Source organism: Sphingopyxis bauzanensis, from assembly GCF_002205675.1.
In the GTDB taxonomy this organism is placed as follows: domain Bacteria; phylum Pseudomonadota; class Alphaproteobacteria; order Sphingomonadales; family Sphingomonadaceae; genus Sphingopyxis; species Sphingopyxis bauzanensis.
On the sequence record NZ_NISK01000002.1, the window covers coordinates 96,866 to 115,018 of the forward strand.

At 64.2% G+C, this 18,153-nt stretch carries 19 protein-coding genes and 2 tRNA genes; 7 read left to right on the forward strand and 14 right to left on the reverse strand.

What is annotated here, in order from left to right; all coding sequences use genetic code 11:
• Positions 1 to 4: 4 nt before the first annotated feature.
• From CDQ92_RS07005 to CDQ92_RS07035, 8 genes are all read right to left on the reverse strand, one after another.
• Positions 5 to 535 carry a DsbE family thiol:disulfide interchange protein gene (locus CDQ92_RS07005; RefSeq protein WP_088440719.1) on the reverse strand — a complete coding sequence of 177 codons (531 nt, stop codon included), beginning with the start codon at positions 533 to 535 and terminating at the stop codon, positions 5 to 7.
• Entirely contained in the window at positions 532 to 2,502 is a 1,971-nt protein-coding gene (locus CDQ92_RS07010) for a heme lyase CcmF/NrfE family subunit (protein ID WP_088441439.1), read from the reverse strand. Before CDQ92_RS07010 ends, CDQ92_RS07005 begins: the two co-directional genes overlap by 4 nt.
• A gap of 97 nt (positions 2,503 to 2,599) precedes the next feature.
• Complete coding sequence (gene ccmE, locus CDQ92_RS07015; protein ID WP_088440720.1) at positions 2,600 to 3,034, reverse strand: cytochrome c maturation protein CcmE; 435 nt, start codon at positions 3,032 to 3,034, stop codon at positions 2,600 to 2,602.
• Positions 3,031 to 3,186, reverse strand: coding sequence for a hypothetical protein (locus tag CDQ92_RS21350; RefSeq protein WP_169714546.1), 156 nt, complete (start codon positions 3,184 to 3,186; stop codon positions 3,031 to 3,033). Before CDQ92_RS21350 ends, ccmE begins: the two co-directional genes overlap by 4 nt.
• Positions 3,187 to 3,188: 2 nt before the next feature.
• Positions 3,189 to 3,935: a heme ABC transporter permease CcmC gene (gene ccmC, locus CDQ92_RS07020; protein WP_088440721.1), complete on the reverse strand. Its 747-nt coding sequence runs from the start codon at positions 3,933 to 3,935 to the stop codon at positions 3,189 to 3,191.
• A 120-nt stretch (positions 3,936 to 4,055) separates the two neighbouring features.
• Positions 4,056 to 4,409: a YbaN family protein gene (locus tag CDQ92_RS07025; protein ID WP_088440722.1), complete on the reverse strand. Its 354-nt coding sequence runs from the start codon at positions 4,407 to 4,409 to the stop codon at positions 4,056 to 4,058.
• Positions 4,410 to 4,582: 173 nt separating this feature from the next.
• Positions 4,583 to 5,632 (reverse strand): Glu/Leu/Phe/Val family dehydrogenase, encoded by a 1,050-nt coding sequence (locus CDQ92_RS07030; RefSeq protein ID WP_088440723.1) that lies wholly within the window; start codon positions 5,630 to 5,632, stop codon positions 4,583 to 4,585.
• Positions 5,633 to 5,739: 107 nt separating this feature from the next.
• Positions 5,740 to 5,816, reverse strand: a tRNA-His gene (locus CDQ92_RS07035).
• A gap of 112 nt (positions 5,817 to 5,928) precedes the next feature.
• Between CDQ92_RS07035 and CDQ92_RS07040 the strand changes: the two genes are divergently transcribed.
• Positions 5,929 to 6,609 carry a 2OG-Fe(II) oxygenase gene (locus CDQ92_RS07040; RefSeq protein ID WP_229667188.1) on the forward strand — a complete coding sequence of 227 codons (681 nt, stop codon included), beginning with the start codon at positions 5,929 to 5,931 and terminating at the stop codon, positions 6,607 to 6,609.
• Between the two features lie 50 nt (positions 6,610 to 6,659).
• Here CDQ92_RS07040 and CDQ92_RS07045 read toward each other — a convergent pair whose 3' ends face one another.
• Entirely contained in the window at positions 6,660 to 7,406 is a 747-nt protein-coding gene (locus tag CDQ92_RS07045; protein WP_088440724.1) for an SIMPL domain-containing protein, read from the reverse strand.
• 135 nt (positions 7,407 to 7,541) lie between these two features.
• On the opposite strand from CDQ92_RS07045, the gene CDQ92_RS07050 reads away from it, so the two are divergent.
• On the forward strand, positions 7,542 to 9,317 hold the full coding sequence (locus CDQ92_RS07050) for an ABC-F family ATP-binding cassette domain-containing protein (protein ID WP_088440725.1): 1,776 nt from the start codon (positions 7,542 to 7,544) through the stop codon (positions 9,315 to 9,317).
• 118 nt (positions 9,318 to 9,435) lie between these two features.
• On the opposite strand, the gene CDQ92_RS21945 is transcribed toward CDQ92_RS07050, so the two are convergent.
• Entirely contained in the window at positions 9,436 to 9,540 is a 105-nt protein-coding gene (locus CDQ92_RS21945; RefSeq protein WP_308423599.1) for a DUF6456 domain-containing protein, read from the reverse strand.
• A gap of 242 nt (positions 9,541 to 9,782) precedes the next feature.
• On the opposite strand from CDQ92_RS21945, the gene CDQ92_RS07060 reads away from it, so the two are divergent.
• Together CDQ92_RS07060 and CDQ92_RS07065 are read left to right on the forward strand one after the other, a co-directional pair.
• Positions 9,783 to 10,343: a helix-turn-helix domain-containing protein gene (locus CDQ92_RS07060; protein WP_088440726.1), complete on the forward strand. Its 561-nt coding sequence runs from the start codon at positions 9,783 to 9,785 to the stop codon at positions 10,341 to 10,343.
• 107 nt (positions 10,344 to 10,450) lie between these two features.
• Positions 10,451 to 11,617 (forward strand): glycosyltransferase, encoded by a 1,167-nt coding sequence (locus tag CDQ92_RS07065; protein ID WP_088440727.1) that lies wholly within the window; start codon positions 10,451 to 10,453, stop codon positions 11,615 to 11,617.
• Here CDQ92_RS07065 and secF read toward each other — a convergent pair.
• From secF to yajC, 3 genes are read right to left on the reverse strand one after another with little or no spacing between them, the layout of a single operon-like run.
• On the reverse strand, positions 11,614 to 12,594 hold the full coding sequence (gene secF / locus CDQ92_RS07070) for a protein translocase subunit SecF (protein WP_088440728.1): 981 nt from the start codon (positions 12,592 to 12,594) through the stop codon (positions 11,614 to 11,616). The genes CDQ92_RS07065 and secF overlap by 4 nt on opposite strands.
• 15 nt (positions 12,595 to 12,609) lie before the next feature.
• Positions 12,610 to 14,223 carry a protein translocase subunit SecD gene (gene secD, locus CDQ92_RS07075; RefSeq protein WP_088440729.1) on the reverse strand — a complete coding sequence of 538 codons (1,614 nt, stop codon included), beginning with the start codon at positions 14,221 to 14,223 and terminating at the stop codon, positions 12,610 to 12,612.
• Positions 14,224 to 14,277: 54 nt separating this feature from the next.
• Positions 14,278 to 14,589, reverse strand: a complete 312-nt coding sequence (gene yajC, locus CDQ92_RS07080; RefSeq protein WP_229667187.1) for a preprotein translocase subunit YajC — start codon at positions 14,587 to 14,589, stop codon at positions 14,278 to 14,280.
• A 289-nt stretch (positions 14,590 to 14,878) separates the two neighbouring features.
• Here yajC and CDQ92_RS07085 point away from each other — a divergent pair.
• Positions 14,879 to 14,955: transfer RNA gene (locus tag CDQ92_RS07085), tRNA-Pro, on the forward strand.
• 752 nt (positions 14,956 to 15,707) lie between these two features.
• Here the strand turns inward: CDQ92_RS07085 and CDQ92_RS07090 are convergent.
• Complete coding sequence (locus CDQ92_RS07090; RefSeq protein ID WP_088440731.1) at positions 15,708 to 16,157, reverse strand: peptidylprolyl isomerase; 450 nt, start codon at positions 16,155 to 16,157, stop codon at positions 15,708 to 15,710.
• Between the two features lie 167 nt (positions 16,158 to 16,324).
• On the opposite strand from CDQ92_RS07090, the gene mgtE reads away from it, so the two are divergent.
• On the forward strand, positions 16,325 to 17,779 hold the full coding sequence (mgtE, locus tag CDQ92_RS07095; RefSeq protein WP_088440732.1) for a magnesium transporter: 1,455 nt from the start codon (positions 16,325 to 16,327) through the stop codon (positions 17,777 to 17,779).
• 233 nt (positions 17,780 to 18,012) lie between these two features.
• Entirely contained in the window at positions 18,013 to 18,141 is a 129-nt protein-coding gene (locus tag CDQ92_RS07100) for an entericidin A/B family lipoprotein (protein WP_088440733.1), read from the forward strand.
• Positions 18,142 to 18,153: the final 12 nt, after the last annotated feature.

The window sequence follows — 18,153 nt, forward strand, 5'->3', positions numbered from 1 at the left end:
AGCCTCACTTCATCGCCTCTAGCTTGGCGACGATTTCGGGCACCTGCTCGGCCAGAATCACGCCCTGGATCTGCTCGCGAATAACGCCCTTGCCATCGATCAGGAATGTCTCCGGCACCCCTGACGATCCGAGCGCGATCTGGACGCTGCTCTGCATGTCCGATCCGATCCGGTCGAACGGATTGCCATATTCGCGCAGGAACATCGCGACATCCTCAGGCCGGTCGCGGATCGCAATGCCGTCGATCGGCACGCCTGCCGCCTTCAAGGCCTCCAGTTGCGGCGCCTCGGCGCGGCACGGAATGCACCAGCTTGCGAACACATTGACCAGCCTCGGCTTGCCGTCGGCGAGCTGGCTGCTCTTCAGCCCCGCCACCCCCGCGGTCGCGGGCGGCAGGTCGAACAACGGCATCGGCTTGTCGATCCACTGCGACTGGATCAGCGTCTCGGCGGGCGTCACCAGCCGATAGATGAAAGCGCCGAACAGCAACCCCATGATCGCCAGCGGCACAAAAAGAACCCAGCGGTTGGTCATGGCGCAAAGCGCTCCTGTGATTTGCGGTGACGCCGCGCGCGCCAGATGGCCAGCAACTGCGCCCGGCCGAGCATCGACAGCGTCGCGCCCAGCGCGATCAATCCGCCGCCAAGCCAGATCCACCACACCAGCGGCTTCCACCACAGGCGGATCTGATAACGGTCTGCAATGCCGTCATCGCTCGTCACCGGCTGTCCTAGCACCGCATACAGCTGCCCGCCCGGCCGCGTCAGCAGCGCCGCTTCGTTGGTCTCGGTCGGCGCGGTCCCCATCAAGCCGGGGAAGGTGCGCGCCTCGGGCCGCATCGTAAAGGATTGGCCGCCCGACGTCGTCGCGACCAGCGTGCCTTCAATCGAGGTAAAATTCGGCCCCGCCACCGGCTTCACGCCGACAAATTTCACGGCGAAATCGCCGACCTTGATGACATCGCCGGGCGCCGCGGCGACCAGCCGTTCCTTGATGAAGGCGCTTTCGGCGCCCATCCCCGCCAGACACACCGCGACTCCAAAATGCGCGACCACCATGCCCCAGGTCGGTAGCGGCGTGCGGCGGAGGTTCCGGCCCCACAGCGGTGCGAGGCTGGCGACTGCAACGACGCCCGCGACGGTCATCCCGAGCAACGGCAGGATGCCGACCTTGCCGCCGAACAAGATCAGCGCGAATAGCACCGCCGCCCCGGCGAAGATCGCCAGCGGCAGGCGCGACCACAGCTTCTTGCCGTCGTCCTTGCGCCAGCCAAGCAGCGGTCCCGCCACCATCACGAGGCACAAGATCAGCGCTAGCGGCCCCGCAACGCGGTTGTAATAGGGCGGCCCGACCGAAATCTTCTCGCCCATTGCCTCGGCGACGATCGGATACAGCGTGCCGAGCAGGACGAGCGCGAGGATCGTCGTCAGCAACAGATTGTTGATCACCAGCGCGCCTTCGCGGCTGAGCAGCGCGAACTTCTTCCCCTCGGCCACGCTGCCCGCGCGTAGCGCAAACAGCGTCAGCGCGCCGCCAATATAGATCGCCATCAGCACGAGCAAAAATGTCCCGCGCTCGGGATCGACCGCGAAACTATGGACACTCGTCAGCAACCCCGACCGCACGATGAAGGTGCCGACCATAGACATCGAAAAGCCGATGACGGCCAGCATCACCGTCCACGCGCGCAGCGCATTGCGGGTCGCCGTCACTGCGACCGAATGCAGCAAAGCCGCGCCTGCCAGCCAGGGAATCAGCGAGACATTCTCGACTGGATCCCAGAACCACCAGCCGCCCCAGCCAAGCTCATAATAGGCCCAGTAACTGCCCGCGGTGATCCCGATGGTCAGGAAGATCCAGCTGAACAACACCCACGGCCGCATCGCCCGCGCGAACGCCGGCCCGATCTCGCGCGTGATGAGCGCGCCGACGGCAAAGCTGAACGCGACCGACAGCCCGACATAACCGACGTAAAGCGTCGGCGGATGGAAGGCGAGGCCGATGTCCTGGAGCAGCGGGTTGAGCCCCTGCCCGTCGGGCGGTGCGACCGGCAACCGATTGAACGGGTTCGATGAAAAGATCAGAAAAGCAAAGAAGCCAAGGCCGAGCGCCGCCTGCGCGCTCAAGGTCGCAATCAGCGTATCCTCGCGCAGCCGCTTTTCGAACAGCGCGATCAGCGCCCCTGACAGCGTCAGGATCGTCAGCCACAACAGCATCGACCCTTCGTGATTGCCCCACGTCCCGGCGATCTTGAAGATCATCGGTTTCAGACTGTTGCTGTTGCGCGCGACCAGCTCGACCGACATGTCGGACCGCACGAACAGCGCGATCAGCAGGCCGAACGCGGTGGCGGTGAGCACCCCCTGGGCAACACTCGCCGGGCGAACCAGCGCCGCCAGATCCTTCTGCCCGCCGCGCAGATACAGCGCCCCTGCGACAAGCGACAGGCAGGCGAGCGCCGCGGCGATCCAGAGCAGCGCAAGGCCGAGTTCGGCGATCATATAACCGTCGCCCCCGCGCAGCCGGGGGCCGCTGGCAGGTTGGCGCAAGGCCTCTTGCGGCCCCCAACTGCGCGGGGGCGGCGGTTATTCTTCAGCATCACGCCTTCGGCGCCTTCATATTCTTCGGCATGTCACCCATCTGCGGCGGCATATAACGCTCGTCATGCTTTGCCAGGATGCGGTCGGCGACGAAGGTCCCATCGGCGCGCATTCGGCCATCGGCAACCATCCCCGATTCTTCGCCGAAAAGGTCGGGGACAATACCCGTATATTCGACTGGCACCGACGCCTTGCCATCGGTCGCGACGAATCGGATCGTCAAGCCATCGCTCTGCCGCGCGATGCTGCCCGAAGCGACCATGCCGCCCAGCCGCATCGGTTCGCCAACGACCGCCTTGCCGCCCTTGATCTCGACCGGCGTGCGGAAATAAGCGGCTTCGTCACGCAGCGCGCTCGCACCAAGCACGCCCGCGCCCGCAATCCCCGCGACCGCGAACAGCGCGAGCACCAGCCGTTGATGCTTCGCCTTCATTTACGATCCTTGCGCAGCGCGTCGCTGCGTCGCTCGGCATTCACCATCGCGCGCCAACTTGACCACAGCACCGCACCAGTGAGCAGCATCGTCAGCCCGTAAGCCGCCGCCACATAGGCCCACTGGCCGCTGCCGCTGATCACCCCCGTCACGCTCAGTTCCCCTCGTCGTCGGCCAGCCGCCGTAGCCGCGCCCCAACGCGATTGTCGGCGATGATCCGCCGCATCCGCATCACCACAATCGCCCCGAATAGCAGCGAAAAACCCAGTAAGGTCAAGCCCAATGGCCATAGCAGCGCATTGTCGATGCTCGACCCGCGCAATGTGATGCTCGGCCCCTGATGCAGACTGTTCCACCACACCACGCTGCGGTTAATGATCGGGATATTGATCGCCCCGACCAGCGCATAGATCGCCGCGCCGCGCGACAGCGAACCGCCCTGCCGCTGGCCCCCACCACCACTGGCATCGCCATTGGTCAGCGCAATAAAACCCGCGTAGAGGAACAGCAGGACGAGCATCGACGTCATCCGTCCGTCCCATTCCCACCAGGTGCCCCACGTCGGTTTGCCCCAGATCGATCCGGTGGCGAGACACAGCGCGGTGAACAACATCCCCGGCACCGCAATCGCGCGCGCCGCAATGCCCGACAGGGGGTGGCGCCACACCAGCTGGATCAATCCAGCCAGCGCCAGCGATGTCCAGCCACCCATGCCCAGCCACGCGGCGGGGACATGCACATAGAGGATGCGCGCCGTCTCACCCTGCTTGTAATCGCCGGGCACCTGCGTCAGCCCGGCCCATGCGCCCGCCAGCACGAGCAGCAGACCCACACCGAGCAGCCATGGCGTCAGCGGCCTGGCAATTGCCAGAAAACGGGTCGGATTCGCGTAAGCGTGCATCGGTTCGCGTCCTTAGGGGAGCCCGGCACAGGGGTCCAGCAATTTGCCCGATGCGACCCGGTCCGGCCCCTCATGCCACGCGATGCGCGGAGGTCAAGCTTCGCCGTGGTAGAGCGACAATCACCCCTCCGGCCGCGTCCAGATCCAGCTGCCGCCGACCGCCGCAGCGATAATCGGCGCCATCATCCACGGCCACGGCGCAAACAGCAACGCCAGCACGATGCTGAAGGCAAAGGCCATGCTCGCCGCGATCTTCCCCTTGCGGCTGATCGCACCCTTCTCGCGCCAGGCGAGAATATGATGGCCAAATGCCGGGTGGCTCAGCAGCCACGCCTCAAGCTGCGGCGAGGAGCGCGCAAAGCAAAAGGCAGCAAGAATGACGAGCGGAACCGTCGGCAGCAGCGGTACAAACGCCCCGATCGCCCCGACCGCGAGCGACGTCCAGCCGCCGACCAAAAACAAATGCCGCTTCATTGGGGGTGGCTTAGCGGAAATTTAGGGACGCGCCAGCCTTCGCCAAAACGGCGCACCCCAAATCCGTTCGTGCTGAGCTTGTCGAAGCACCGCTTTTCCTCTGACAGCGCCAAAAGGAAGAATTGGCCCTCCGCAGGCACAGGGCGAACGGACGCGAGGAGCCGCGCTTAAACTTACCCCCGCCCGATCAGCTTCTGCGCCATCCGGTCCGCGACCGCCGATGCCGGCGCACCGCTTGCCTTGCTCTCGGCCCAGATTTCGGCCAGCCGCCCAGGGATCAAATGGATACGGCTTTCGACTTCCTCGCGGCTGCCCTGCCCCAGATATTCGAGCGCAACGTTGATGATGCCACCCGCGTTGATCACATAGTCGGGCGCATAGACGATACCGCGATCGTGGATGCGCTGGCCGTCGGCGGCGGTCGACAGCTGGTTGTTGGCGCCGCCCGCGACGATCGGCACGCGCAGTTTCTCGATGCTGCGCTCGGTCAAGATCGCGCCCAGCGCATTGGGGCTCAGCACATCAGCTTCGATTTCCATGATCGCCGCCGAATCAGCCAAGTCAGCGCCCAGTTCCTCGGCCAATTCCTTGGCGCGCGCCAGATTGACGTCAGCGAGGGTCAGCTTCGCGCCTTCGGCCGCCAGTCGCCGCGCGACGCCGCCACCAACGCTGCCGACGCCCTGCACCGCGACATGCACGCCCTTGGCGCTGTCTGTACCCAGCCCCTGCTTGATCGCCGACTTGATGCCCAGAAAGACGCCGAGCGCGGTCAGCGGGCCGGGATCGCCGCCCGCTTCGCCGCTCGCGACGGGAAGCCCGCTGACATGCTTGGTGTGCTTCGAGATCGCGACCATGTCGGCGTCCGACATGCCGACGTCCTCAGCGGTGACATATGCACCGCCCAGCGATTCGACCGCGCGGCCGAACGCCGCGAGCAGTTCGGGGGTTTTTGCCACGCCCTCGTCAGCCAGGATGACGCCCTTGCCGCCGCCCATCGGCAGCCCCGCCATCGCATTTTTATAGCTCATCCCGCGCGACAGGCGCAGCGCGTCGGTGATCGCCGCTGCGCGCTGTGGATAGTGCCAGTAGCGCACGCCGCCCGCGCCGGGGCCAAGGTGCCTCGAGTGGACCGCAATGACCGCGGTCAGCCCGCTGGCGCGATCACGGAACATGTGGACATGCTCATGATCGTCGAAATCGGCAAAATCCCACACTGCGGACATAACAAACCCTCGCGTTAAAAAATTACGTGGAGACGTAATAATCAGACGCACGTGCAGAGTCACGCCGTTTCCACGCCGAAAAACTCTTCGGTCGAAAATAGCGGAAATGGGGCGACCAACGGGGCTCGAACCCGCGACCTCCGGTACCACAAACCGGCGCTCTAACCAACTGAGCTATGATCGCCACATATGCGAAGAGAGCGCAGAAAGCGGCCTCGACAGCGCGCGGCGATAGGCGCGCATCGCCCCGTTCGTCAAGCATTGTTCGCACGCGCTTCCCTGCTAAAAAGCGCGCCATGGCTGCAAATGAATTTGTCGACATGGCGACCTCGGGCGCCGACCGCACCGCGGCGCGGCTCGCCGCGGTCCCCGGCATCCGCCGCGCGCCGACGCCCAAGCTCGAACAATATATGCTGCCGGGCTTTCTCGACGCTGAAACCTGTGCCGGGTTGATGGCGCAGATCGACCGCGAGGTCCGTCCCTCAACCATCGCAGATCCCAATGGCGACGAAGCGTTTCGTACCAGCACGACGTGCGACCTCGATCACCGCGACCCGCTGGTCATCGCGGTCAACAACCGCCTCCACGACCTCACCGGCATTCCGCTCGCATATGGCGAGCCGATGCAGGGCCAGCGCTATGACGTCGGACAGGAGTTCAAGGCGCACACCGATTACTTCGACCCCCACGGCGCCGACTGGGAAACCTATTGCGCGATCCCTGGGCAGCGCAGCTGGACGCTGATGATTTACCTCAACGAACCCGGTGCGGGCGGCGCGACGCGCTTTCTGGCGACCGGCAAGCTGCACCAGCCCGAGCTGGGCAAGCTGCTCGCGTGGAACAATGTCCGCCCCGACGGCAAGACCAACCCCGACACCCTCCACCATGGGATGAAGGTGCGCAAGGGGCGCAAATATATCATCACCAAATGGTTCCGCGAACGACCTTGGCCGTGGGCGGAGGGCGAGTTGGGTTAAACTCGACACGAACGGAACGTGGGAGTCGACGTCAGCCGACTCCCATTAAATTACCGAACCAAGCGATACTGGAAATTCAGCGTCAGCGTATTCGACACGCGACCTGGCTCGACCGGGGTCGCCTTGCCCGCCGCATCCATTGACTGCATCCGCACCATCGGCATCGGCGGGTTCGGGCCAAAGCTGCCGCCCTCGCTGATCGACACCAGCTCGGCGCCGCGGAAACCCGCGAGCCGTGCATAGTCCGCCGCCTTCGCTTCGGCCGCCTTTATAGCGGTACCGCGCGCGCCGACCAGCTGCGCGTCGGGATCCTTCATGCCGAACGACGGTCCGTCGATATTGGTGCCGCCCGCGGCGACCAGCGCATCGAGCAGCGAGCCAATATCGGCGATTTTCGACGTCGTCGCGCGAACGCTGTTGCTCACCTGATAGCCCAGGAAGCGCGGCGGCTGGCCATTGCCCTGATTGTTGTAATCATATTGCGGCGACAGGCTGATGCCGCTGGTCTGGATGTCTTCGGCCTTGATCCCGCGCGCCTTGGCGGCAGCGATCAGCTTGTCCATCGCGGCGGCGTTCAGTCGCATCGCCTCGACCGCGGTCGGCGCGGTTGTCGTCACCCCGGCGCCAACAGTCGCCTGATCGGGGCGCGAGCGCACCTCCTCGCTGACCGAAAAGGCCAAGATCGGTCCCTGCGTCGTTGCTGTGGTCACTGTCGAGCCTCCCTGCTGCGCGAGCGCGGGCGCCGCCGCCATCAAAGCCATTCCGGCGGCCATAACGGCGAACAATTGCTTCGTCATTTCATTCTCCTGTTGGCCGGACCCCCGGCCAGTTGTGAACTCTGGTTCCGTAACGCTGACGGAACAGACCCGTTCCGGCCTTTGCGCGGACGGCGCTTGCATGATGCTGAACGCGCCAGTAGCGAGCCGTTCATAATGGCAGCACCGATTTTATCATACGAAGGCCTCGGCCTCGTCCAGGGCAGCGGCTGGCTGTTCCAGGATCTCGACATCTATGTCGGCGAACGCGACCGGCTGGCGCTAATCGGCCGCAACGGCGCGGGCAAGACCACCTTGCTCAAGCTGCTCGCGGGCCAGATCGATCCCGACAAGGGCAAGCGAGTCATCGTCCCCGGCACCCATGTTGTGATGCTCGAACAGGAACCTGATTTCTCGCCCTTCGCAACGCTGATGGATTTCGCTGTCGCGGCGCCCGATGCGCCCGAAGCCTATGAAGTCGAAGCAATCGCCGACCAACTCGGCATCGACATGAACCGCACTGCCGCCAGCGCCTCGGGCGGCGAACGCCGCCGCGCTGCGCTCGCCCGCGCCCTCGCCCAAAACCCCGACGTCCTGCTGCTCGACGAGCCGACCAACCACCTCGACCTTGCCGCGATCGACTGGCTCGAAAGCTGGCTTGCGCGGTACACCGGGGCGTTCGTTGCGATCAGCCACGACCGGACATTTCTCACGCGCCTGACGCGCCAGACCTTGTGGCTCGACCGCGGCAGCATCCGCCGCAAGGAAATCGGCTTCGGCGGCTTCGAGGAATGGAGCGATGCCGTCGCCGCCGAGGAGGCGCGCGCTGCGCAAAGGCTCGATTCGAAGCTGCGGCTCGAGGCACATTGGCTCGAACGCGGCGTCACCGCGCGCCGCAAGCGTAACCAGGGCCGCCTCGAAAAGCTGAAGGAAATGCGCGCCACCCGCGCCGCGATGATCGGTGGCCCCGGCGTCGCCAAGCTCGGCCTCGCGAACGACGATGTCCGCTCGAAATCGGTGATCGTCGCCGAGAGCGTGTCAAAGAGCTTCGGCGACCGCGTCATCATCAAGGATTTCGATTTCCGCGTCCAGCGCGGCGACCGCATCGGCATCGTCGGCGCCAATGGCGCGGGCAAATCAACCCTGCTCAAGCTGCTGACCGGCGAGATCCAGCCCGACAAGGGCAAGATCACCCTCGCCCCGACGCTCGACGGTATCGTCATCGACCAGCAGCGCAGCCTGATGTCGCCCGACAAGACCGTCCGCGACATCCTCGCCGACGGCGGCGACTGGGTCGAAGTGCGCGGGGTCAAAAAACATATCCAGGGTTATCTCAAGGAATTCCTGTTCGATCCCGGTGTCATGGAAGCCAGCGTCGGCGCGCTCTCGGGCGGCGAACGCTCACGCCTCCTCCTCGCTCGCGAATTCGCTCGCGAATCGAACCTGCTCGTCCTCGACGAGCCGACCAACGACCTCGATCTCGAAACGCTCGACCTCTTGCAGGAAGTTATCGCCGATTACGCCGGGACGGTGCTGCTGGTCAGCCACGACCGCGACTTCCTCGACCGCACCGTCACCGTGACGCTCGGCCTCGACGGAACCGGCAAGGTCGACATTGTCGCCGGCGGCTATGCCGACTGGGAGGCGAAGCGGGTCAAGCCGAACAGCGTCAAAACCAAAGCCTCAACCGCCGCCGCCCCGCCCCCACCGACCGCGCGCAAGAAATTGAGCTACAAGGATCAGCGCGACTATGACCTGCTGCCGGGCCGGATCGAGGCGATCGAAGCCGAGATGGCGGCGGCGGAAACCGAGCTGTCGGACGGCACTTTGTTCACGCGCGACCATGCAAAATTCACCGCGCTGACGGGCAAGCTGGAAAAGCTGCGCGAGGAGAAGGCCGCGGCGGAAGATCGCTGGTTGGAACTGGCCGAAGAGGTTGAAGCACTCCAATAACCGCCGCCCCCGCAAAGGCGGGGGCCGCTAAGGCGTATTCCGGCGCTGCCACCTCCCCAGTATCCCTGCGCGACAGGGAAGATCCCCAGCAATCGGTCGTTCTGACCTTTCACCCCGGTTATCCCAGCCAATAAAACCGCGACAACCGATCCAGCGCCAGCCCCAGCATCAGCTTGCCCGACCGCGCTGGCCAGCCCCTTCTCCGCCCCGGCAATCCCCTCACCCGCCCACATCACCCGCCAGCGAATGTCGGAAAGCCAGGCGATCGGGCTCTCGGCTATGTTGACCGCTTCCTGCCGCATCATCTGCGGGCCGCTTTTGTCAGGATCGATCCGGTTATCGCGATGCAGGCGGGCGGCTAGCTGGCGTGCGGGCATGCCAATATCCTTTGGCCAGAAGACAGGCCTTGACACTGGAATATTTTGTAGGAAAGAAGAACCGATTTGGTTATTTGAAGGTTTTTCGATGATCAACAGCATCCGCGCCGTGCGCCGCGCCAAGGGACTGACGCTCGAGGAGGTCGGCGCGCGCTGCGATCCGCCGACAACCGCGCAGACGATCGGACGTCTCGAAACCGGGACGCGCACGCTGTCGCTCGGCTGGATGAACCGCATTGCCGCGGCGCTGGGGGTCGAAGCCGCCGAGCTGGTGCAATTGCCGCAGGATACCCAGCTGACGATCACCGCGCACCTTGGCGCCGATGGCGCGCAGGCGCCGACGCGGGTCGAACAGGCGCTGACCGCGCGCCCCGGCGAAGACATGGTCGCCGTACGCGTCACCTCATCCATCGGCGATTACCGCGCCGGCGACGAAATCTGGTGCCGCCGGATCGAAGGCGACTGGACCAGCGCGCTCAATCTCGACCTGCTCGTCCCGCGTCCCACCGGGCGCTTTTTCTTCGCGCGCCTGCTCAATGTCGATGGCGAGAAGCTGCACCTGCTGCCGCTCGGCACCGGCGCGCGGCAACAGGTGGTCAGCAACCCGCCCTGGGCCGCAATCGCAGTGCGGCTGATCCGCACGCTCTAGGCCTGTCCGTTCGCCCTGAGCTTGTCGAAGGGCCGTCCTTTCTTTCACCGACGTCAAGGAAAAGCGGTGCTTCGACAAGCTCAGCAAAAACGGGTGAGAGGGCCAGCATGACTCTACTCCGCGTCCTGTCCATCGCCACGCTCTTCCCCGACGCGGCCCGCCCCAACTTTGGCCTGTTCGTCGAAAAGAGCCTGCGGGCGCTCGCCGCGCAGCCGGGGATTGACCTCACCGTCGTTGCGCCGGTCGGCCTGCCGCCCTTCCCGCTCTCGCTGCACCCGCGCTATCGCACGCTTCGCGAACTGCCCGACCGCGAACGTTGGAACGGCCTCACCGTCCACCGCCCGCGCTTCCCGCTAATCCCGCGCATCGGCGCGCGCCTTAACCCGGCGATGGTCGCGCGCGCCGTGCTGTCGGCGGTGTCCGGTCAGACGTTCGACGTCGTCGACGCGCAATTCTTCTACCCCGACGGTCCCGCCGCGATGCGCGTCGCCGCCGCGCTCGGCCTCCCCTTTTCGGTCAAGGCGCGCGGCGCCGATATCAGCCATTTCGGCCATGATCCCGCGACCGCACCGCAGTTGATCGCGGCGGCCGACAAGGCCGCGGGCCTGCTCGCCGTATCGGACGCGATGCGCCGCGACATGACCGCGATCGGCATCGACCCGGCCAAGGTCACCACTCATTACACCGGCATCGACACCGCCCGCTTCTCGCCCGGCGACCGCAAGGTAGCCCGCGCGGCGCTCGGCATCGATTCCTCCCCGATGATCCTGACCGTCGGCGCCCTCATCCCGCGCAAGGGACAGGCGCTCGTGATCGAGGCGCTCGCCGCGCTGCCCGGCGTCCACTATCGGCTCGCCGGCGCGGGCGAAGCCGAAGGCCGCTACCGCGCGCTGGCGCAGCGGCTCGGCGTCGAGGCGCGCGTCCATGTCATGGGGCCGGTCGCCAACGCCGACCTGCCGCAGCTCTATCGCGCTGCCGATGTCGTCGTGATGCCGTCGGTCAGCGAAGGCCTGGCCAATGCCTGGGTGGAGGCGCTCGCCTGCGGCACCCCGATCGTCATCAGCGATGCAGGCGGCGCCGCCGAACTGGTCACCTCGCCCGTCGCGGGGCGGATCGTCACGCGGACGCCCGAAGCCATTGCCGCCGCGGTGCAGGCGATTCTCGCCGACCCGCCCGCGCCGTCAGTCGTCGCCGCCACCCTCGCGGGCCGCTTCGACTGGGACCGCAACGGCCGCGAACTGGCCGAGCATCTGCGCCGCTGCGCGGGTCATTAAACGACCGCGCCGTCGTCCTTGCGCTCGACCCGCTCGCCGCCGGCCATGCCCGCGGTCGTGCGCGGTACAAAGCTGTCGGGGCCGACCTTCAGCCACACCAGGATCGGCGCCGACATATAGATCGACGAATAGGTGCCGATAAAAATGCCGAGCAGCATCGCTGCGGTGAAACCAAAGATCACATCGGGACCAACCCAGAGCAGCACGCCAAGCGCGATCAGCATGGTAAAGCTGGTCATCACGGTGCGCGCCAAGGTCTCGTTCAGGCTGAGGTCGAGAAGCGGGATGATCTCCATCTTGCGATATTTTTTCAGATTTTCGCGAATACGGTCGAACACCACGATCGTATCGTTCAGCGAATAACCGATGATCGTCAGCAACGCCGCGACGATGTTGAGGTCGAATTGCATCTGCGTCAGCGCAAAAAAGCCAAAGGTCAACGCAACGTCGTGGAACAACGCAAACAGCGCCCCGGCCCCGAACTGCCATTCAAAGCGGATCCAGATGTAGATCGAGATCGCCACCATCGCGAGCAACAGGCTGAGCGCGCCGGTCTGCAGCAATTCCTCGGACACTTTGCCCGAAACGGTTTCGACCGACCCGGTGGTGGCGGTGGGAAACGCCGTTTTGATCCCGGCCAACAGCTGCGCGCCGGCGCGATCCGCCGCCGCCTTGTCGCCTTCGGGAAGCGCGGTTCGGATCGACACCGCCTTGTCCGAACCGAATTGCTGGATCGTGGCCTCACCCAGCCCGATCGTCGCAACCTTGCTGCGAATTTCGTCGATCGGTGGCATTGCTTGCGGGAATTCGACGCGGACCGACTGGCCACCGACGAAATCGACCCCGAGGTTAAGCCCGCGCGCCGCGACGAGCGCGATCGACGCCACGATCATCAATATGCTGATCACCATGGCAAGCTTGCGCCATTTCAGGAACTGGATGTTGGTGTCGTCGGGGACGAGTTTCAGCAGACGCATGGTGTCGATCCCTTATCAGATATTCAGCGACGTCGGGCGCGAGTTGCGCAGCCACCCGGCTGCGAACATGCGCGTGACGGTGACGGCGGTAAAGACGCTGGTGATGATGCCGATGGTCAGCACGACGGCAAAACCCTTGATCGGCCCCGACCCGAACCAGAACATCAATCCGGCGGCGATGACGTTGGTGATGTTGGCATCAAAGATCGCCCGGCTCGCCTCGGAATAACCGACGTCAATCGCCTGGAATACCCGTCGGCCGCGCTTCAACTCCTCGCGTATTCGCTCGTTGATCAGCACGTTGGCGTCGACCGCGGCACCAATGGTCAGCACGAACCCGGCAATGCCGGGCAAGGTCAGCGTCGCGTTGAAGGCCGCCATGATTGCGATGATCAGCGCGATATTGAACATCAGCGCGATGTTCGCGTAAATGCCGAACCGGCCATAGACGATGATCATGAACACCAACACGGCGACCGTCGCGATGATCCCCGCGATCGCGCCTTTGCGGATCGAATCGGCGCCCAGTTCAGGGGTTACGGTGCGCTCTTCGACCACCGCCATCTTCACTGGGAGAGCGCCCGAGCGCAGCGAGATCGCCAGCGCATTAGCGCTGGCCACGGTAAAGCTGCCCGAAATCTGAGCACTACCACCCAGGATCGGTTCGTTGATCGACGGCGCCGACAGCACTTTGCCGTCCAGCACCATTGCGAAGCGTTTACCGACATTCTGCGCGGTCACCTTGGCAAAGGTGCTCGACCCTCCCGAATCAAAGCTGATCGATACGACCGGTTCATTTGATTGCGGGTCATAGCTTTGCCGCGCGTTGATGAGCTGTTCGCCGCTGATCATCACTTGACGGCGCAGCACCTCGAACGTCGCGCCGCTGCCTTCGCCCTCGGCGTAGGGAACGATTTCGCTGCCAACCGGCACACGCCCCGCGGCGGCTTCGGCAGGGTCGGCATTGGGGTCGACCATGCGAAATTCCAGCCGCGCGGTCTTGCCGATCAGTTCCTTCAGCGCGGCCGGATCCTGCAACCCGGGCACCTGAACGACAACGCGGTCATTGCCTTGCCGGATGATCGTTGGTTCGCGCGTTCCCAGCGCGTTGACGCGCTTGTCGATGATGTCGCGCGCCGAATCCATTGCGTCAGCAACCGCCTGGGTTTGCCCTGCGCTGGTGGGGGTCATCACGATGCGGGTGGTATCGACGATGTCGATGTTCCAGTCGCGCTGGCCGGTCAACGCTGCGCCCTGGGTCTGGCTGAACAATCGGTCGCGCGCATCGTCAAGCTGCGCCTGATTGCGGACAAGAAAGCTGATTCGTCCGCCATCGGTCGACAGCTCACCGATCGCAATATCATCGTCGGGTCCGCGTTCGCCGTTCATTGCGGCGCGGACGGTCTTTTCCATGCTGGTGAGCTGCGTCGTGCGCAGGTCGTCGATGTCGGCCTCGAGCAGCAAATGGCTGCCCCCGGCAAGATCGAGACCCAGGTTGACCTTCGCCTGCATAAATGACGGCAGGCTGTTGAACGTCTTTTCGGGCAGAAAGCTGGGGATGGAAAAGAGGACGCCCAGCAACAGGATGATGCTGATGCTGATGGTTTTCCAGCGCGGGAAATCGAGCATGATCTGATGGTCCGATAGCATGCGCGGGACGGCGGCGACGCCGACCCCGCCGGGTCAGTCGTTGGCGGGCTTGCCGCCGGGCTGCATCACGTCGGCCAAGGTCGCCTTGACGACCTTGATCTTGACGCCCTGCGCGATTTCGACGTCGGCGTAGTCATCGTCGACGCGCGTCACCTTGCCGACGATCCCGCCGCCGGTCACGACCTGGTCGCGCGGCTTGACCGCGGCAATCTTGGCGCGATGTTCCTTGGCGCGCACCTGCTGCGGACGGATCAGGAAGAACCAGAACACGACAAAGATCAGCAGATAGGGAACCAGCATCAGGAAGCCAGCGGCCCCGCCGCCCGATCCTGCCGCCTGCGTCATAAGCAAGTTGGTCGACATGAATGAAAAACTTTCGATTAGAAATGCTGCCCGATCCCCGCGGAACCTGTGCACAGAATGGCGCGGCGCCTATCACGCAGGGACTCGAGGCGCAACCGTCGCAGCGCGCTCCCCCCTTATGACAAGCGGGCCTGAAATGGGAAGCGTAGCGTCCGGATCAAGGCATGCCGATCGCCGCGTGAACAAAATGCCGCCTTGGGTTCGGAGATATGATGGCCTTGCATAGCCCGCCAAGGCGCGCTAGGGGCCACGCCTGCCCAATCGGGCCGGTCGGGACGTAGCGCAGCCTGGTAGCGCATCACACTGGGGGTGTGGGGGTCGGAGGTTCGAATCCTCTCGTCCCGACCAATTATTTCAATGACTTAACACCACCTACCCGCTGCGAAACGCGGCGCGGGCAGGTTATCGGCAGGCTGCTATTAATGCCGCCAAGGTGGATCAAATCCCCATCGAATCCTTTAGCCTCGTCCCTGCTGCCGCCGGACAAGCCCAGCCGGACACATTGCGCGGGACATCATAGGCTATAACTTCAGCAGTCCGGATTCTAATGGACTTCACAAGGTTGGCGGGCGGACTGCCGTCCATAGTGTCAGGCTGCCAGCGGCGACGACAAGCGCCGGCCCGCAGAACGGCCGCGCGGTACGACCGAGATTTTGATCTGCACATCCCTGTTTAGTCGGTCTAGAATCCGCATCAGCCGGTCGATGGTGAAACGGTCGAGCTGGCCTCCGGGTTTGCCTGCAAGTGTCAACTGCCACGCCGGCGCACGTTGCAATTCGACCCTGAGTTTACCGAGGTTGAGCGTGCGGCTGCGTCCCGAGGCAAAATGGCACCGGAAGCAACGCCGACGATGCTCGAGAAACAGCAGAAAACTGCGGAAAAATCACGGATTATTGGGTGCGGCGCGATGCAAGCGCCCCCCTAAAATATCGTCTGGGGGTGTGGGGGTCAGAGGTTCGAATCCTCTCGTCCCGACCAGCAATTTTCTGTCATCATGCGATGAGTCTGGCCGATGGCGCCATCCATTGCGGCCGTCTGTAATCCGGCAAAGCGCCGCGCGGCGGACCGCCGCCTCCGCATCGACGGAGGCGGCGAACCAATCAGGAAACGGTCGCTTTAACGATCTTGCCGGGCTCACGCGGCGGCTCGCCCTTGGGCAGCGCGTCGACATTTTCCATGCCTTCGATCACTTCGCCCCAGGCGGTGTATTGATTGTCAAGGAAACGCGCGTCGTCGAAGCAGATGAAGAACTGGCTGTTCGCGCTGTTCGGGTTCTGTGCGCGCGCCATCGAGCAAACACCGCGCACGTGTGGCTGCGCGTTGAATTCGGCGGGCAGGTCGGGCATCGGGCTGCCCCCCATGCCGGTGCCAGTCGGATCGCCGCCCTGCGCCATGAAGCCCGGGATGACGCGGTGGAACACGACGCCGTCGTAAAAGCCTTCGCTGGCGAGCTGGGTGATGCGCTCGACGTGCAGCGGCGCCAGATCGGGCCGCAGGCGGATAACGACATCGCCGGTCGACAGCGAAAGGGTAAGGGTCTGGTCGGTCATGATCGGCTCCTGTCAAAAATAATCGCGGTGCCATAGCGACCAACGGCGTCAAAGCCACGCTTTAATTGCCGCAGTCGCCTCGCTGACGTTGCCATCTGGCGGTGCCGCGACTAGGGGAAAGGCACGGCCCGCCGACTGCCGTCGGCTCAAACAGGGAGGACCGCGCGATGGATAACCGCGAAGATTCCCGGTCCACCGACGATATCGCCATCACCGACGAGCGCGACCGTGAAGCGGTGGTGCGCGAAACTGAAACCGAACTCGATGAAGACGACCGGCTGAGGCCAGAATTCGTCCGCGACGTCATCGAACTGGCCGAGGCAGGCGAAGGCGAAGCGGCGCGCGAGCGTATCGGCCGCCTGCACCCTGCCGACATCGCCGATCTGTTCGAACTGGCGCGTAGCGACGAGCGCCCGATGCTCGCCGCGGTGCTGGGGAATATGCTGTCCGCCGACGTGCTGGCGGAAATGAACGATTATGTGCGCGAGGAGCTCATCGACCTGCTCGCGCCAGAGCAAGTCGCCGAACTCGCGTCCGAACTCGATACCGACGATGCTGTTGCGATCATCGAGGATATGGAAGCCGACGAGCAGCAGGCGGTGCTCGACGCGATGGAGCCCGAAGATCGCGCCGCGATCGAGGACGCCCTCTCCTTCCCCGAGGAATCCGCCGGGCGCCTGATGCAGCGCGACCTGGTCGCGGTGCCCGAGCATGTCACCGTCGGCGACGTCATCGACCGGCTGCGCGAAGACACCGCGCTGACGAGCGATTTCTGGGAAATCTTTGTCGTCGATCCGATGCATCGCCCGGTGGGCTCTTGCCAGCTAAGCTGGATCCTGCGCACCCCGCGCGACATCGCGATCAGCGATGTAATGAAGCGCGAACAAACGCTGATTCCGATCGACATGGACCAGGAAGAGGTCGCGCTGCGCTTTCAGAAATATGCGCTGATCTCGGCTGCGGTTGTCGACCGCGCCGGACGACTCGTCGGGATGATCACCGTCGATGACATCGTCCACATCATTCAGGAAGAAGCGGGCGAGGATATTCTCCGTCTGTCAGGCGCCGGTGATGGCGACATCAACGAGCCGATCCGCGAAACCTATAGCGCGCGGGTGCGCTGGCTTGTCGCCAATCTCGGTACCGCGCTGCTCGCATCGTCGATCGTCGGATTTTTCGGCGCGGCGATCGAACAGATGGTCGCGCTCGCGGTGCTGATGCCCATCGTCGCCGGGGTCGGCGGCAACGCCGGGACACAGACGCTGGCGGTGACGGTGCGCGCGCTCGCGATGAACCAGCTCACCGATTCGAACAGCTGGCGCGCCATCTGGCGCGAGATGAAGATTGCGCTGCTCAACGGCGCGACGATTGCGCTGCTCGCCGGTACGGCGACGGCATTCTGGTTCGCCAACCCGCAACTGGGCGCGGTGATCGCCGCGGCGATGGTGGTGAACATCTTTGTGGCGGGCGTGGCCGGGGTGGCGATCCCGCTCTTGCTCGACCGGCTCGATCAGGATCCTGCAGTTGCAAGCTCGATTTTTGTCACCATGACCACCGATTCCATGGGCTTTCTGGCCTTCCTGGGCCTCGCGGTAGCAAGCGGCCTGACCACCATGGCCTGAGCAAGATATTGAAATCAAAAGTCGATTCTGCGGGTCCAAAATAATGCAAAAAAAAATTCATCGGCTGCATTTTTTTCGGGAACTTATCTGACATTTGGCTCGTTTCCCATTCGAGCAGCGATCATCGCCCCCCCGCAGCGCTGCTCAGCAACATTGGCCCGGCCCGCATTTCCCTCCCCCCCCTCGAAAGCGCGCCGGGCCATTTTGCACCCAGTTCAGAGAGGTTTGAAAAAATGACGAGTTTCCGAGCTATCATTCTCGCCGTTTTGGCAAGCGTTGCCGTCACCGGCTGCAACACCGTCAAGGGTGCAGGCCGCGACATCGAATCGGTTGGTCAGGCTGGCAGTGACGCCATCGACTGATCGGGTCTAGAT

Bases quoted from the DNA above. Each gene is read 5' to 3' on its own strand.
- secD (WP_088440729.1), bottom strand. From the start codon at position 14,223: ATGCTCGATTTCCCGCGCTGGAAAACCATCAGCATCAGCATCATCCTG.
- ccmC (WP_088440721.1), bottom strand. From the start codon at position 3,935: ATGCACGCTTACGCGAATCCGACCCGTTTTCTGGCAATTGCCAGGCCG.
- yajC (WP_229667187.1), bottom strand. From the start codon at position 14,589: ATGACGCAGGCGGCAGGATCGGGCGGCGGGGCCGCTGGCTTCCTGATG.
- CDQ92_RS07025 (WP_088440722.1), bottom strand. From the start codon at position 4,409: ATGAAGCGGCATTTGTTTTTGGTCGGCGGCTGGACGTCGCTCGCGGTC.
- secF (WP_088440728.1), bottom strand. From the start codon at position 12,594: ATGCGTCTGCTGAAACTCGTCCCCGACGACACCAACATCCAGTTCCTG.
- ccmE (WP_088440720.1), bottom strand. From the start codon at position 3,034: ATGAAGGCGAAGCATCAACGGCTGGTGCTCGCGCTGTTCGCGGTCGCG.
- CDQ92_RS07040 (WP_229667188.1), top strand. From the start codon at position 5,929: ATGGCTGCAAATGAATTTGTCGACATGGCGACCTCGGGCGCCGACCGC.
- CDQ92_RS07030 (WP_088440723.1), bottom strand. From the start codon at position 5,632: ATGTCCGCAGTGTGGGATTTTGCCGATTTCGACGATCATGAGCATGTC.
- CDQ92_RS07010 (WP_088441439.1), bottom strand. From the start codon at position 2,502: ATGATCGCCGAACTCGGCCTTGCGCTGCTCTGGATCGCCGCGGCGCTC.
- CDQ92_RS07100 (WP_088440733.1), top strand. From the start codon at position 18,013: ATGACGAGTTTCCGAGCTATCATTCTCGCCGTTTTGGCAAGCGTTGCC.
- mgtE (WP_088440732.1), top strand. From the start codon at position 16,325: ATGGATAACCGCGAAGATTCCCGGTCCACCGACGATATCGCCATCACC.
- CDQ92_RS07065 (WP_088440727.1), top strand. From the start codon at position 10,451: ATGACTCTACTCCGCGTCCTGTCCATCGCCACGCTCTTCCCCGACGCG.
- CDQ92_RS07045 (WP_088440724.1), bottom strand. From the start codon at position 7,406: ATGACGAAGCAATTGTTCGCCGTTATGGCCGCCGGAATGGCTTTGATG.
- CDQ92_RS07060 (WP_088440726.1), top strand. From the start codon at position 9,783: ATGATCAACAGCATCCGCGCCGTGCGCCGCGCCAAGGGACTGACGCTC.
- CDQ92_RS07090 (WP_088440731.1), bottom strand. From the start codon at position 16,157: ATGACCGACCAGACCCTTACCCTTTCGCTGTCGACCGGCGATGTCGTT.
- CDQ92_RS07005 (WP_088440719.1), bottom strand. From the start codon at position 535: ATGACCAACCGCTGGGTTCTTTTTGTGCCGCTGGCGATCATGGGGTTG.
- CDQ92_RS07050 (WP_088440725.1), top strand. From the start codon at position 7,542: ATGGCAGCACCGATTTTATCATACGAAGGCCTCGGCCTCGTCCAGGGC.